Source organism: Zhongshania aliphaticivorans, from assembly GCF_902705855.1.
In the GTDB taxonomy this organism is placed as follows: domain Bacteria; phylum Pseudomonadota; class Gammaproteobacteria; order Pseudomonadales; family Spongiibacteraceae; genus Spongiibacter; species Spongiibacter aliphaticivorans_B.
Genome location: NZ_CACSIJ010000018.1, coordinates 26,710 through 40,906, shown reverse-complemented (window position 1 = coordinate 40,906; position 14,197 = coordinate 26,710). Strand labels below are relative to the sequence as shown.

Genomic DNA, 14,197 nt, shown 5'->3' with positions numbered 1-14,197 from the left:
GCGGTACTGCTTTACGGCGTGCTTTCTGGTTGCGAGTGCTGACGCCGTAAAATCTCATGTCGGTGTTTTGTGGCGATAATGGTCAATAGCACCGGCATCAATTTATTCCAGTCGGTGCCTGTTACTTTAAAAAAACCATAGGTTGCCAGTGCGAGCCAGCCCGGCGGGCCAATGAGCTGAGCGATCGTTGCCGATAAGCCCGTGTAAGCGGCATAGGGTAGTGTTATACCTACTGCGTGGGTGGCAAAACCGAGGGCTGTGGTAGCTCCGGCATACACTGCATAGCCAGATGCATTTGCCAGTGCTAATACGCTGGCCGCCGTGCGGAGACCACCGATTTCACGGCTTTTAATGCCTGCTGCTTCCCACATGGGTGAGGCATTAAATTCTTCAGTAAAAAAACGATCTCGTTGCGCGGGATTCATTTTTGTTAGTGCCGCAACAATTACAGCTTGAGGAATGTAGCGTTCGTGCTCGTCTATTGATGTGCAGTGCTTGTGAATGCCGAGCTTTTTAGCGGCGCCCGCTAATAAAACTTCGTACGTTGGACAGGGCATGTCCTTGGTCACGTCTTGCCTTGTTACGCGTTTAAAATTGCGTTTGATGCTGTGTCTGGTGCGTGAGTTGTACATCCAGCGTATCTGTTCGGTAATGGCATTAGTCGACGTGGTGTTTTCGTCGAGATCGCAGAGAATAGCCATGATGGTTTTGTCGCGCTCGTCCCAGTCGGCCAGTATCGTCGTGAGCTCAGTCTGTTTGGTCACGTTTTTTCCGTTCCAACATGATGTCTGCACGTGAGCGCAAAGGGGCGTTATGGCGTAAGGCATCGAAGCCATCGTGTTGTTCGACGGGTTTTGTGGCTACCGGCTTGGTTTTCGCTTTACCAGAGTCTGTGCCCTGAGTTTTGGCTACTTTAGCGACTTTGGAAATCTTCCGTTCAACAAACCATAAATAGCCGACCCCGGCCATTAGCCAGCCCAGCCACCGAAAATAAAAAGCCAGCGGCGTTAGATCGAGTCGTTCTGTTGCTTTAAAGAAGGCGACGGCTTCCGAGTGAATTAAATTCACCGCCAAAACGAAGAGTACGGTAACCACCAAGCCAAGTGCGCGCTGCCTAATGTGGCGTCGCCAAATCATATACAGCACGCCGCTGCGTAATAAGGGGATTAACATTAAAAATGACCTAGTGTTAAGGCGGCAATCAGCGCAGCAAGGCTGTAATTTTTCAGTCTGCCTCGCAGCTTAACTTCTTCATCGTGTACCAGAATCTCCAGCTCGTCTGGCCCTAGCTCTCCCGGCGCGACACCTCTCATAGCAAGTTGCTTCTTGGCGTTGGCAATGGCGCCTTCGCGGATGCGCGTGCGATATTTGTTGAGTAGTTTGTCTTTAGCTTGTGTAATCATGGGCTTGAAGGGGCTGCTCGTTAGTTGCTGGTATCCAATTGTGATGGCTAGGTATTGATAGTAAGTCCATCCCAGCGATGGTTTGATGAGATATTTTATTAGATATAACAAAGGATTATGAAGGCCATGTTTGGAAAAATACAGGGCTTTATCAGCGGTGCAAAAATGGCTGAAATTAGTTGCTTGCAGGGGCGTCATATTCTTGTAACTGGTTGTGCCGAAGGATCTTTGGGGTTTGCCACGGCATTGCAATTGCTGGAGCAGGGCGCGGTGGTATCCGTCACTGTGCGTAATAATAGCGCGGCGATTGCCGAGGCTTTGTGCCAGCATTTGGATCGTAGCTACCATCAAAATATTCATGCCTTTGATTTAGATTTGTCGCTCTATGATTCTGTTGAATCTTTCGTGCAAGCCTATAAAGAAACGGATTTGGCTTTAGATGTGCTTATTAATAATGCGGGAATCCATCTTGATCTCATGTCTAGGTGGGACTCACCGCAGTTAAGTGCCGATGGTTTTGAAATTCAGTGGCGCGTTAATTATCTAGGTACTGCACATTTAACGTATCGTCTGCTGCCCTTACTACAAGATTCGGCAATGACATCAGGCGATAGTCGCGTGGTGAATGTGGTTTCACAACTGCATAGTAAAGGGCTCAACAGTGAATTTTTTAATCCGCAGCGCCCTTATACTTCGTGGAACGCGTATGGACAATCCAAGTTAGCCTTGGTGCATTTCACGCGTAGTATTGACACCCATTTCTCTAAAGATGGTGTTACTAGTTATTGCCTACACCCCGGCGCGGTATACACGAATGTGGCAGGCAAAGGTTTAGCTGACACCGGCATAATAGAAAAAATACGCAAGGCCTTGGCGCCAGTAGAAAAGCTTTTTCTGAAAACCCCAAAGCAGGGTGCTCAAACCCAGATTCACTGCGCCACCGCAGCGAAAGGCGTATTAATGTCGGGAAAATACTATCGCAACGCGCAGATAGCCGTGGCCAGTACGGAAGCGGATGATTCTGATGTGGCTGAGAAGCTCTGGCTTGAATTAAAGAGTTGGTTGGCTGCAAATCAAGAATAGCCGCGCGTGCCCTCAAAGTTCATCAAGACTATATTCTAATAATAAAGCAGGCGCTCCATTCTGTGGTCTGTGAGTGCTGATATTGGTTTTCCCAGTTTTGCCGAGTTCTGAAAAAGTTTGAGCCGGTACTCCTCCAGCTACCGTTCTGCTTTGAAGTTTATGATTGTTGATTTTGACGTAAATTTATGACGATTTGCGTAAAAGGATAACAAGTCTGCGCCGAGTGAAAAGCGCGGCAAGCATAGTTTTTCTAGTATCGGTATTAACAATATTTGTCAGTGACGACAATGCCAATCATTTTTGAGCGATAGAAATGAGGGGTGCCGCTGAATTTGAATTCTGCCACAGCCAAAAAATACATGGGAAGGCCGGGCATCAATCGTGTCGCCATAGCTAATGCAGATTTGTAAAAGGTGTGCGGACTTTTACATTTGGCGACGGCTGGATATTTTTGCAGATTGAAGATTATAAAGCTGTAGATTTAAATTTTGACGAAGGAGAGCAATCATGAAAAAAAGTGGGAATAAAATTATTTTGAGTCTAGGACTTTGTGGCGCAATATTCAGTGGCGGAGCGTTTGCGCAATTAAACATACCCATTGTTCGCACCTTGCCCGTGATTGGCGATCCACCGATTGGTGTTCTTGCCAAACTTCCGGTACTTGCTGAGCTGGATCAAAGTATTGGNTATGTGGATTTGCTGGGTGCGAAAGCATTGCCCGATATAGAGCCTTTGCTGTCGCTGGAGAAAATGCTTGATATTAAGTCGCTGCTGGCATTGGGTAGCCTACCTTTGCTTGGCGACCTCCTTAGTTTGGGTGGCATGTCGGGTTTCGGTACTCTGCCTGGATTAGGTGGCTTGTCCGGCCTTGAGTAATCGTTGATACCTGTAGTGTGGGTATGATTTGTAGTTTATCTATACTTAAAAATAGGGCGTCTGTTGATGGCGCCATATTTTAATTTTAATGGTCTTTTTTAAGGATTAGGTCCGCAATATGCTGCTTGAGTTCCTGCATCCTTTGTGTGGCGGGATAGCTGGGGTCACTCACCCAGCTTAAAATGATTCCCACGGATGCATTTACAGTAAGGTCAGCAATAAAGCCTATGTCAAAGTCGTTATTTGTATCGATATCTTTTTTGCACTCGTTAAAATAATGAAAGGCGGCCTCACGATATTCTGAAAATTTACCGGAATATGCTGACAGTCTCATTGTCATGTTCTGGATTAGCTGAACAAATACTTCAATCTTTTCTCCCTGATAAGTGCTTAGTGGGATACTGAGCTGAGTGAAGGTTTGATTCATCCGGTTTTGCGTACCTGTAACTTCTTTGAGTGGGTCAGTAAACGCGCTGATTGCTCCGGTAAACATGACTTGTTGGCTGACAATATCGAGTATTTCTTCCTTACTTGAAAAATGGCCGTATAGCGTCTTTCTGGCTACATTCGCTTGCTTGCAAATGTCGGTGACGGAAATTTGCTGGAAACTCATTTCTCCAAGCAGCTCTATATAGGCTTGGATAATCTTCTGTCGGTTTTTTTGTTTCTGATCTTCACGCTTTGACATTTTTGAACCTTATAAAAATCTCTTTACTATCAGTGCCTTATTTGGCCTGTCGGGTCTCAATTTCAATTTATGTAGACTATCGGTCTACTTTTGATACACTGATGGTAGATCGACAGTCTACCTTTAGTGTCGTCAATTGACGAATACAAGGCTCAATTGATCACACCTTGGCCATCTGGGCGCGATTGAGCGATGTGGTGTTCGGTGGCCTGTATGAGTGGTGACCGTGCTTTAAGAGCCGGAGACTGACAAGAAGAAAATGAAGTCCAAAGCAGGCTAGTAAAAATAAAAAAATAAGGATTCCAGCATGTCGACCTGTCCCTATCAAAACCTGTTAGACCCTAACCTTTATGCTCAAGGTAATCACCACAAAGTGCTTGCAGAAATTAGAGGGAGCGGTGGAGCTTTGGTCGAAATTGACGACCCCTTAACTGGCGTGCCTTATCGTGCCGTGATGAAACGTGACTTGGCCGATAAGATTTGCAAAGAGCCAATGCTATATTCAAGTGAGCGAATGACGGCTGTTCCCAAGGAAATGCCGGAAGAAGAAATGTTATTGCAGCGCTTAATGATCGTCAACATGGATCCCCCCCACCACATCAAATACCGACGTATTGCTCGCAAGGCTTTTACACCTAAAGCAGTTGAATCCTATGAGCCACGTTTTAGGGAGGTCGCCAAGCAGGTTATTGATAATGTGGCCGCGAAAGGGCGCTGCGAGTTTGTGTCTGATGTGGCTGCAGAGCTGCCGCTAATCGCCATCATGGAGCTTTGCGGCATCGGCATGGAGTACAAGAAGCAGTTTTTTGACTGGACGAATACCATGTTCTTTACCGAAGACGAAGACATGAGTGGAGAAGAGAGCGCGACTGCGGCGCAGACGGCGGCGATGGAGGTATATGCTTTTGCGGCTTCTCTGGCAGAAAAGCACAAACAAGAGCCGCTAACCGATATTGTGGGTGCGCTTCTTGACGGTGAGGTTGACGACGAAAAGCTGACACCCGACGAGTTCCAATTATTCTTTTTGATGCTCATTGCCGCTGGTAACGAAAGCACTCGATCTGTAACTGCTCACGGCATGCGCTTACTTATAGAGAACCCTGATCAGCTCAAAAAACTGGTGGATAACCCCGCATTAATTCCGCATGCCGTTGAGGAAATGCTGCGGTTTAATCCGGCGTTTGTCCAAATGCGCAGAACGGTAACTGCGGATGTTGAGGTCGAGGGGCAGCAGCTAAAAGAAAACGACAAGCTGATTCTGAATTGGCATGCAATTAACCACGATCCAGATATTTTTGAAAATCCAGAAAAATTTGATGTGGAGCGATTCAAAAAGATGCCAGATCTCCACAGCCAGCACAGGGCGTTCGGTAATGGCGAGCATTTCTGCATTGGCGCGCATTTGGCGCGCTTGGAACTGAAAGTCATGTTTGAAGAGTTGGTTCCTCGATTGAAGAATCCAAAGTTCAGCGAGCCGGTGAACTATGTTAAGGATTTCTTTGTGAATGGTATCAAGACCATGCATATCGAGTTCGATCCTGAATCATGATTGATCGGCGTCATTGTTTGTAATGTTAATTTCCAACTCATATAAAAGGTATAGCGATGAGTGATGAATTTGAGTGTACGCCAGTCGGTGTCGACTTCCTGAATACCGCCAGAAATGTGTTTAAAGCGGAGCAGGTGATCAAGGCTACCCCAGAACAGATATTTGAGGTGTTTGAGGATGCGGTGTCTTGGACGATCTGGGCGCTGCCTATACAGAAAGTAGAATGGACATCGCCCAAACCCTTTGATGTGGGTACGACGCGCACCGTGTCTATGATGGGTGATATTGTAGGGTATGAAGAGTTTGTCGCGTGGGAGCGCGGGAAGCGTATGGCATTTACCTTCGTGCGCTGCAGTAAGAAAGATCCCGAGAAATTTCTTGAGGACTATCGCGTGACCGATTTGGGAGATGGAAGTTGCCATGTAGTTTGGTATATGGCGATGGAAAACCGCGGCGGTCCTCATTGGTCGGAAGGCTTGGTGCGTCCCATTATGACGATGGCAAATAGATGGATGTTTAAACGCTTTAAGAAGTACACGGAAAAATACGCCTTAAATGCTGGCTAAGTGATTGAAGTGTAGATCTCACGGTTGGCTAATTTCAGGGGGGCTCTTGTTGGGTCAATGCTACCCCCAATTCTGTAAATAATATTCATCGTTATTGAATCGAAGAATCAAAATAATGAAATACGATTATATTGTTGTTGGTGCCGGCTCTGCTGGCTGTGTTGTGGCGAATCGCTTGTCTGAGAACCCTGGAAATTCGGTGCTGCTTTTGGAGGCGGGCGGTAAAGATAATAATCCTCTGATTCACATGCCTGCCGGTTGGACTCAAGTAGCTTACAATCGGAAAGTTAGTTGGGTTTATTATTCTCAGCCCGAGAAAGCGATGGCGAATCGCTGTATTCAATCTCCTCGTGGCAGGATCATGGGAGGCAGTAGCTCAACGAATGGCATGGTATACGTTCGCGGACAAAAGGCCGATTACGACAACTGGGCTGCCCTTGGTAATACCGAGTGGAGCTATGAAAAAGTATTGCCATATTTTAAAAAATCAGAAAATTGCGAAATTGATTCTTTAAATGAAAAATTTCACGGGAAGGGCGGGCCACTGAATGTGGCTGTGATTCGCTTTCAAAGCCCGTTGTCAGATATCTATATGCGAGCGGTGGAAGATGTTGCTTGCCCTCGAAACTCGGATTTTAACGGCGATAGCCAAGAGGGCGTTGGGCGTTACCATGTTACGCAAAAAGCGGGTAAGCGTCACAGTGCAGCGGCAGCATTTATCACACCTATCCGAAGCAGAAAGAATCTACACATTATTACCCAGGCCTATGCGAGCAAGATCCTATTCGATGCTGACCGAGCTATTGGTGTTGAATATTTAGACAAATCTAATAATAGACAAGAGGTATATTGCGACAAGGAGGTGGTGTTGTCTTTGGGGAGCTATCATTCTCCACAGTTGCTTGAATTGTCAGGAATTGGTAACAGTGAACACCTCTCAGCACAGGGTATAGAGACTAAGGTCAATTTGCGCGGTGTAGGTGAAAATTTGCAAGAACACCTCACGATTAGTGTCGTTCAAAAAGTAAAAAATACTAGAACTATCAATGAAGAAAGCAAATCGTTCGCACTACTTAAACACCTATTAAACTACCTGTTTAATAAGCGTGGTTTGCTAACCTTACCTGCTGCAGAGGTAGGCGCATTTATTCAATCATCAGAAGTGGCCGGTCGGCCTGATATGCAAATTCATTTTGCTCCTGCTGGGGGTGAGATCACAGAAGACGGCCCAGTAGATCCTGAATTTCCGAGCGTTACGTCAACGGCGTGTGCATTACGGCCCGAAAGTCGGGGCTCGGTTCACATTCAATCGAATGACCCGAGGCAGGCACCCAGTATACATTTTAACTTTCTGAGTTCTGATTACGATCAGCGCTTAATGATTGAAGCAGTGAAGGTTCAGCGAAAAATTTATCAATCAGAACTGTTTGACGAAGTGAATAACGGTGAGTTAACGCCTGGAAGCCACGTGCAGTCAGACGAGGAAATATTGAACTTTGTCCGTGAAAAGGCGCAGACCGTTTATCATCCGGTTGGAACCTGCAAAATGGGTAATGATGAAAGTGCGGTTGTTGATCAATACTTGCGCGTAAAAGGGGTGAGAGGGTTGCGAGTTGCTGATGCATCCGTACTGCCTAATATTATCTCGGGAAACACCAATGCAGTTTGTTTTATGATTGGTGAGAGATGCGCTGACTTTATATTGACTGGTCAAGGCTGAAATCTACACTCCTAATATTAGAGCTGTGGGGCATTTCTAAAGAGATTGAATGCTGACAAATTTTCCGGATTATTTTTTGTAATAACTCCCATAAGGACGCCTCAGTTATGAGTAAAGATTTTTGCAATCTCTATGGTCCGTGGGCTCTGATCACCGGCGCTTCATCCGGTATCGGCGAAGCTTTTGCCCATGCGATAGCGGCGCGAGGCGTCAACGTCATTTTGCTGGCAAGGCGCGAGGAAGAGTTGTATCGGGTTCGCGCTGACGTCGTAGCGAAGCACGGCGTTGAGTGCGAGACGCTTGTGGTGGACTTGGCTGTCCCAAGCTTTATCGATCAGGTGGAAGTCTTTCTTGGTGATCGCGAGCTTGGCTTAGTCGTAAGTAATGCTGGTTACAATCCGATTGGTAGCTTTGAAGATATAGATCGTGAAGCGGTGCTGCGTATTTTAGATGTTAATGATCGGGCTCCGTTGTTGCTAGCCCAGAGCTTTTTGCCGGGCTTGGCAAAGCGAGGTCGGGGTGGGTTTTTAATAGTTGGCTCTATTGAAGGATTTAATGGCACGCCATGGTCAGCAGTGTATTCAGCGAGCAAAGCGTTTGTGCAATCACTAGGTGAAGCTTTATGGGGGGAGTATCGCAAGCGCGGAGTAGACGTATTAGTGCTTTCTCCAGGTGCAACAGACACACCGATACTTCGAGCCCGTGAAGTAGAAGTACCGGGGATTATGACGCCAGCAGCTGTAGCAGAGTACGGTTTGAAACACCTCGGTAATGGCCCCTGTGCGATCCCTGGGCTGAGTAACCGCATGATATTGGGCGTGCTCAAATTTATGCCAAGAAAGTTAGTATCGAAGGCTATGGGTAAAGCACTTAGAGCGGTGGTAGAGCGTAGCAAGATTTGATTAAGGCAAGGTTAAGTGGCAGGTTTACGGGTGGAGGCGTGAGTCTTGTTCAGCCATATGGCGCTCAAATAATCCGGAGTATTCTGTTGCGAAGTGGCATCTCGTAATGCCTCGGCTTCTATAAAAAGTGATTTAATTCCATTGCGAATGTCGCTTTTTTTGCAAGATATATCGATTGAGTTTGTTTGTATTTAGGGAAGCATAGAAACTTGCAAATAAGGGGCGCGAATAAAGCCCGATTTGTATAAGGTTTGCATAGATTCCGGCAATGTAAAAAACGATGTCGCGCCTGTGCGAAGATGCAGCATGATTGAAATTTTGGCTGCTTTACGAGTTAGTTCAATCAAACTCAATTCAAGAACTCCCAGAGTCAAGGTTGCTTAGGGAGCTAGGGTCTTGTTGTCAGAATGTCGGTATATAGGCGACCGCTGTATTTCTTCAGCGGTACTCCGGATTAATTTCCCATTTAGTCCTTTTTCGTCCAACGGCACCAGCTATTGTAAGGTCCGCTTTAATGTCATTGGCGATGCTCGGTATCACTCGTTGTAATTTGTGTTTATTAAATCTAGGCATTATTAATGCGTGTGGTACGGTATGAGCGGCAATAGTGATGGGCAATTGAGTTTGTTCGTTAGTATTGCGACGTCGTCTGATAAGGCGTTTAACGATAGAAGGCTTGGGCCTCGCGGTAGTGTTCTGCCATATAATACGGAGGCAAGTATCGCAGCTCTAAATTGACGTCGTCTAGATGGCAATGTAAAGTTAAAAGTGTAATTACCAGTCTGAATTTTCTGTATAGAGCCCCGTTTTAATGTCAATTATTTCCCTAAGAAGTATGCAATCGATGCGTGCTATTTTGCGTGTGTTATGTCTGGCTTTTATTTCAGCGGTCACAACTTACGCATACGCTGAAACTAGCGACATGAGAGCCGAGTTAGAGGATGTCGGCGAGCAGATGATTCTGGTATTGAGCGAGCTAGCCTTACTAACGGGTGAATCGATAGAGGCTGAACAGATTACAGAATTACGTGCTTCTATTGCTAGCGCTCCTGATGATGAGGTGGCGGAAATCTTAGAGAACGCCTTAAACGCGATTGCTATGGCAGAGCAGGAAATTGAGCGTTTAAAGACGTCTCCGCCCGAGAGCGATGATTCCGAGGACGTTGGCGACGAGTCGGTACAGCTGCGCAGCCAGTTTTATGACCTGTATTCAATGTGTAATAGTCAGTTTCGTAAATATAAAAAATCACAAGAAATTTTCAAAAATAGTCCGTGCTCAGAACATGAAGAGCGTGTTGAGATGTCGATATACCACGCAGATAATAAATTGGAGAAAATTGAAGCTTACCAAGAGGGTATCGCTACCCTTACGGCAATATACAAGCAACTGGCTGAAACAGATGCAGAAGAACTAGTCCGTATTTACGAGCAAGCTAAGTCCTTTAATGTCAGTCATAATCGGATAGTAGGGCTCGTGGGAGAGCGTGAAAACCTTGAGAAGAGCCTGACTCCTATCATTGAAAAGATGGATAACCTTCGAAATAGAGCCGAGTCTTATGTGGATGATGCGAGCTTGAATTGCCGCGCAGAACAGGTCGATTTTGATTGCGGTAACCGATGTCAGCGAAGTGTTAAAGATCCCATTTTTGGCACATACCGAAATGAACCAGATATGAGATGTTTAAACAGTTGTAATTTTCAAGAGCAGCAAGCGATAGATGATGTTAACGAACAAATTGATGATTGTATCGACGAGCGGGATTGGGCTAGCGATAAATTAGAAACGCTAGAATCTGAGTACAATAGTGCAAGATCAAACGCATTGTCGCTTTCTAATCAATTTGATCGGGTGAATGATGAAATTAAATCACTTATCAATGTTAACAAAAGCGTAAACGGCGAATTGGACCAGTTCTTAGGCCAGTTACATCCGGTCGTTTTTTACGCGATGAACGATGAAATTGGACGTTACGTGATGAACGCGATGTCGTATCAGTCAGATTAACGCAGCGATTCCTGAGTGTTTTTTGATAACTCTAGAGATCTGCGCCGTAGCCTCTAGTGAGTTTTTCCTGAGTCCCAAAATCAGACCCCAAATATCACTCTATCCCTAAAAAGTCCAAATGTAGTCTCGTCACGCGCAATGCTTGTTAGTGGCGAGGTGACAAGTTCTTATTGGCTATTAAAATAGCTACTTCCGTATCTCCTTTCTTATTTATTAGCTGCTTTAATGACTAAATTATCTGTTAAGCCTATATGGGGTTTACTGGAAAGTAGTAGTAATACGTCGGGAGCGTCGCGATTTTATTTTTGGCTATCATAATGTCCAGTTTTATTGACCTATTGCTATTTATTAGCTATTTTAATGACTTATTTATTGATTAAGGGCTTTTTGTGGATACAGCAACCATTGAAATTTATCGCGAGGGTGAATGGCAGGTCGCTGCCACCATCTGCGTTGCTGGCTCCAGCCACCTTGATACATCTCGCCTGCAATATGACGATGATTATGCGATCGCCCGTATTCAAGAGAATACCGAAAAGGCCGCCGGACTTGCCTGCAACTATCCCGTTGAGCTGCTGATTCGCGATATTGCCAGTTGGCCAGCGTTTCTTTTGGATGTTCTTCCCAGTGGCGCAGGTCGAGATCACTGGGTGAAACGCCTAGGGATAACAGACGGCTACGATGCAGACCTTGAGTTACTTTTGCATGGCGCTGGCTCGCCGCCAGGTAATCTGCGCATTCGCGAAGCGGCGATGGCTCGCGACCCCAATATGCAGGCGCCGGGGCCAGACGGCGCGGTAGTTAAAATGGCTGACCACGCTGGTTTCACGCTCGATGAGATTTGCGAACGCCAAGAACATTTTATTGAATATGCTTACCAAAACGGTGCTCACACCTCAGGTGCCTCAGATGTGGCGGGTGTCGCCCCAAAGTTCCTCATGGTGCTTGATGAAGCTGGTCGCTGGCATGCAGAAGGCGCGTTGCCTGATACCGCTATCGCCTCATCTTGGCTAATTAAGTTTCCGCGTGGCAAAGCCGACAGTGACCGGCAGGTGTTGCGTTTAGAGGCCACCTATATGAAGTTAGCTAAAGCACTTGGTATTCGGGTGCATGGCGAGCTGCAATGGACAAGAAATACCCTGTTGATTCCACGCTTTGACCGTCCTCGCACGGCACAAGGGCTTCAACGTATCGGTATGGAGAGTCTATTGTCCTTGGCAGAGATTTGTCGCTACGGCGGGGAAGCGGGAGGCACACCTTCGCACAGCGTGCTGCTCAACGCTTTGATCGCTCATACCACTGACCCGCAGCGCGAAGTGACGGAATACTTAAAGCGCGATTCCTTGAACATTGCCCTCGGTAACAAAGATAACCATGGCCGGAATACGGCGGTATTTCGTCATGAGGATGGTCGCGTTGAGCTGACCCCCTTATTCGATTTTGCGCCGATGTATTTGGACCCTGAAGGCATTGCCCGAGTAAGCCGATGGGAGGGTGATCAGGAAAAGGGCGGTATTCCAATTTGGGAAAAAGTGATTGATGCCATGCCGACAATTATCAATAAAAAGGCGCTCATTGCAGAGCTTAAGGCGTTTGGTCATCGCCTGGCGACGTTGCCTGACATTATGGCGCAGGAGGCAATTGAACCGGCGGTAATAGTGCAGCGCAAACACGCTATTGAGCGAGAGGCATCTGCACTCATAGACCTAAAGGTGATCTCATGAAGCGCCCTAATAATCCCACCGAAAAAAAGTTGGAGCTGCAACGGCAGCTCGCAGACGGCGAGCTCACCCTGGGCCAAGCTGCGCGAAAAATGCGCAAAATTGTTGGCATGACCCAAGAAGACTATGCCAAAAATGTGCTGCATATTGCGCCAAGGGCGTTAATGGAAGTAGAGCGAGACAAGGGCAATCCAACACTGGAAACCCTGAAGAAAATTGCTAGACCTTTTGGGCTAGAGGTGGGTTTTATTATTCCCGCCTCGCGGAAGCCGGCTAAAGACGGTGGAGACGTATAAGCCCTTCGTTGCTGCTTGCTTTTTGAGGTGTGTTGTTGCGAGTTTTTACTCTGACCCCGAATAGCTCCCCAGGGCATTAAACGAAAATGGGGAAACTGCTGAGCGGCGTCAAAGTAGTGGATATATTTTATATCGAAAGTAGGCGCTTTATTGCAGAATAATCTGAATCGCTGACTTTGCACTCTGCCGCGAAATTCTCCCATTGCTGAATGGCATCCATAATCTGTTCAGCTATGTTTTTTACCGTGGTTTTGTCTAAACCGAATACTTTTCCTTGGTTAATGACCTCGCTGGGTTTTGGCGGATAAGGCGAGTATTGATAACCAGCAACATGATATGCCCCGGCTGTTAGGCTGGGTACTAAGTCGTATGCGGGCGATAAGCGATAACCGCTGCCATCATTGATCATTGAAAAATTGCGCTCGTGATCGTCGGTATTATTGATCGCTCGATTAAACAGCATTTGTCGCAACAGCTGCTCGGCATCCTCGCGAAAATCGACACTGTGTGATTGCAGTAGCTTATGAACGTCGTCATAACGAAATACACCCGCGTCGTCCCGCTGGTAAGCGTCCTTACGTAAACCGTTTATAGAAATAAGATGGCGCCGATGTGATTCGGAAATATCAAAGCGTTGCAGCAACAGGACATCACGGCCGGCTATATCCTCAACCAGCTCGCCGCCATACACATTAATTCCCGCCGCTTTTGCCATCTTAAGAGAGGCTAACTCAACGCGAGCGACGTTGAATTGATCACTTCCTAGCCGGTTAAATTTGGCAAGAAAAGCTTCGTCACCACGGTAGATCAGTGATTTTGGGCGGGCACCGCCAGCTCCTGATCCTTCGTTGGCGAGATAAATTAAATCGAGAGATTCGTGTGGGATTTCCTCGAATGACAAGGTGTCGATTTGGTGGGCAATTTTTTCTGCTTGAGCGAGCTCTCCCCAGGCGATACCTAATTGGTACAACGGCCTTTCGTTGTTTGCGGTGAGCTCTAGAGCGCCAATCCGGCTGCGACGTAAGGCGTTTAAGCAAGCAATAGCGCTGTTGGCGTTCATCTTCTCGCCGCTCTGTTTTAGCACTGCATAACTTAATACTCGGCGCCCCCATGCATCGGGTAAATAATCGTCAAGGAATGCGGGGATGCCGCCGCGGCATTCTATGGCGCGCTCTTTGGGTGACAGCGGCAGGCAGATCGGGTCAATGGCGATGGCGCCGGGCAGCTCAAGGTATTCAGGTCGGTATCGAAAACCGACTCGCTCAACATGCCCGCGATCTTCCACGATCACAACGTCGGCGGCCTGAGTTCGCCCAGTGCTCGGCAGATCTATATGTAGTGCATAGCGTGCTTTATCAATCATCGAATAAGGACGTCGGCATGACAAA

13 protein-coding genes are annotated in these 14,197 nt (G+C 46.8%); 8 read left to right on the top strand and 5 right to left on the bottom strand.

The genetic code is table 11. The features are described 5' to 3' along the window. Positions 1-11: 11 nt before the first annotated feature. The 3 genes from GVJ32_RS17810 to GVJ32_RS17800 are packed head-to-tail and all read right to left on the bottom strand — an operon-like array spanning position 12 to position 1,403. Positions 12-764 (bottom strand): hypothetical protein, encoded by a 753-nt coding sequence (locus tag GVJ32_RS17810; RefSeq protein WP_159241432.1) that lies wholly within the window; start codon positions 762-764, stop codon positions 12-14. Further along, entirely contained in the window at positions 748-1,173 is a 426-nt protein-coding gene (locus GVJ32_RS17805) for a hypothetical protein (RefSeq protein WP_159241431.1), read from the bottom strand. Before GVJ32_RS17805 ends, GVJ32_RS17810 begins: the two co-directional genes overlap by 17 nt. Next, the gene (locus tag GVJ32_RS17800) at positions 1,173-1,403 is read right to left on the bottom strand and encodes a hypothetical protein (RefSeq protein WP_159241430.1); all 231 of its coding nucleotides are present in this window, start codon (positions 1,401-1,403) and stop codon (positions 1,173-1,175) included. Before GVJ32_RS17800 ends, GVJ32_RS17805 begins: the two co-directional genes overlap by 1 nt. A 126-nt stretch (positions 1,404-1,529) precedes the next feature. On the opposite strand from GVJ32_RS17800, the gene GVJ32_RS17795 reads away from it, so the two are divergent. Continuing rightward, positions 1,530-2,486: an SDR family NAD(P)-dependent oxidoreductase gene (locus GVJ32_RS17795; protein ID WP_159241429.1), complete on the top strand. Its 957-nt coding sequence runs from the start codon at positions 1,530-1,532 to the stop codon at positions 2,484-2,486. Between the two features lie 961 nt (positions 2,487-3,447). On the opposite strand, the gene GVJ32_RS17785 is transcribed toward GVJ32_RS17795, so the two are convergent. Next, on the bottom strand, positions 3,448-4,050 hold the full coding sequence (locus tag GVJ32_RS17785) for a TetR/AcrR family transcriptional regulator (protein ID WP_159241427.1): 603 nt from the start codon (positions 4,048-4,050) through the stop codon (positions 3,448-3,450). Between the two features lie 307 nt (positions 4,051-4,357). Between GVJ32_RS17785 and GVJ32_RS17780 the strand changes: the two genes are divergently transcribed. From GVJ32_RS17780 to GVJ32_RS17750, 7 genes are all read left to right on the top strand, one after another. Then, positions 4,358-5,599: a cytochrome P450 gene (locus tag GVJ32_RS17780; protein WP_159241426.1), complete on the top strand. Its 1,242-nt coding sequence runs from the start codon at positions 4,358-4,360 to the stop codon at positions 5,597-5,599. Positions 5,600-5,655: 56 nt separating this feature from the next. Then, positions 5,656-6,165, top strand: coding sequence for an SRPBCC family protein (locus GVJ32_RS17775; protein ID WP_159241425.1), 510 nt, complete (start codon positions 5,656-5,658; stop codon positions 6,163-6,165). A 115-nt stretch (positions 6,166-6,280) separates the two neighbouring features. Continuing rightward, positions 6,281-7,885: a GMC family oxidoreductase gene (locus GVJ32_RS17770; RefSeq protein WP_159241424.1), complete on the top strand. Its 1,605-nt coding sequence runs from the start codon at positions 6,281-6,283 to the stop codon at positions 7,883-7,885. 107 nt (positions 7,886-7,992) lie between these two features. Then, on the top strand, positions 7,993-8,787 hold the full coding sequence (locus GVJ32_RS17765; RefSeq protein WP_159241423.1) for an SDR family NAD(P)-dependent oxidoreductase: 795 nt from the start codon (positions 7,993-7,995) through the stop codon (positions 8,785-8,787). 922 nt (positions 8,788-9,709) lie between these two features. After that, positions 9,710-10,792 (top strand): hypothetical protein, encoded by a 1,083-nt coding sequence (locus GVJ32_RS17760; RefSeq protein WP_235035193.1) that lies wholly within the window; start codon positions 9,710-9,712, stop codon positions 10,790-10,792. A 389-nt stretch (positions 10,793-11,181) separates the two neighbouring features. Next, positions 11,182-12,516, top strand: a complete 1,335-nt coding sequence (locus GVJ32_RS17755) for a type II toxin-antitoxin system HipA family toxin (RefSeq protein WP_159241421.1) — start codon at positions 11,182-11,184, stop codon at positions 12,514-12,516. Beyond that, positions 12,513-12,809: a helix-turn-helix transcriptional regulator gene (locus tag GVJ32_RS17750; RefSeq protein WP_159241420.1), complete on the top strand. Its 297-nt coding sequence runs from the start codon at positions 12,513-12,515 to the stop codon at positions 12,807-12,809. The genes GVJ32_RS17755 and GVJ32_RS17750 overlap by 4 nt, the downstream gene beginning before the upstream one ends. Positions 12,810-12,936: 127 nt before the next feature. Here GVJ32_RS17750 and GVJ32_RS17745 read toward each other — a convergent pair whose 3' ends face one another. Beyond that, positions 12,937-14,172, bottom strand: coding sequence for a type II toxin-antitoxin system HipA family toxin (locus GVJ32_RS17745; protein ID WP_200841473.1), 1,236 nt, complete (start codon positions 14,170-14,172; stop codon positions 12,937-12,939). Positions 14,173-14,197: the final 25 nt, after the last annotated feature.

What these genes read in the sequence shown, in the direction of transcription:
- GVJ32_RS17745 (WP_200841473.1), bottom strand. Translation starts at nt 14,172, where the DNA reads ATGATTGATAAAGCACGCTATGCACTACATATAGATCTGCCGAGCACT.
- GVJ32_RS17795 (WP_159241429.1), top strand. Translation starts at nt 1,530, where the DNA reads ATGTTTGGAAAAATACAGGGCTTTATCAGCGGTGCAAAAATGGCTGAA.
- GVJ32_RS17780 (WP_159241426.1), top strand. Translation starts at nt 4,358, where the DNA reads ATGTCGACCTGTCCCTATCAAAACCTGTTAGACCCTAACCTTTATGCT.
- GVJ32_RS17775 (WP_159241425.1), top strand. Translation starts at nt 5,656, where the DNA reads ATGAGTGATGAATTTGAGTGTACGCCAGTCGGTGTCGACTTCCTGAAT.
- GVJ32_RS17805 (WP_159241431.1), bottom strand. Translation starts at nt 1,173, where the DNA reads ATGTTAATCCCCTTATTACGCAGCGGCGTGCTGTATATGATTTGGCGA.
- GVJ32_RS17760 (WP_235035193.1), top strand. Translation starts at nt 9,710, where the DNA reads ATGAGAGCCGAGTTAGAGGATGTCGGCGAGCAGATGATTCTGGTATTG.
- GVJ32_RS17765 (WP_159241423.1), top strand. Translation starts at nt 7,993, where the DNA reads ATGAGTAAAGATTTTTGCAATCTCTATGGTCCGTGGGCTCTGATCACC.
- GVJ32_RS17770 (WP_159241424.1), top strand. Translation starts at nt 6,281, where the DNA reads ATGAAATACGATTATATTGTTGTTGGTGCCGGCTCTGCTGGCTGTGTT.
- GVJ32_RS17750 (WP_159241420.1), top strand. Translation starts at nt 12,513, where the DNA reads ATGAAGCGCCCTAATAATCCCACCGAAAAAAAGTTGGAGCTGCAACGG.
- GVJ32_RS17800 (WP_159241430.1), bottom strand. Translation starts at nt 1,403, where the DNA reads ATGATTACACAAGCTAAAGACAAACTACTCAACAAATATCGCACGCGC.
- GVJ32_RS17785 (WP_159241427.1), bottom strand. Translation starts at nt 4,050, where the DNA reads ATGTCAAAGCGTGAAGATCAGAAACAAAAAAACCGACAGAAGATTATC.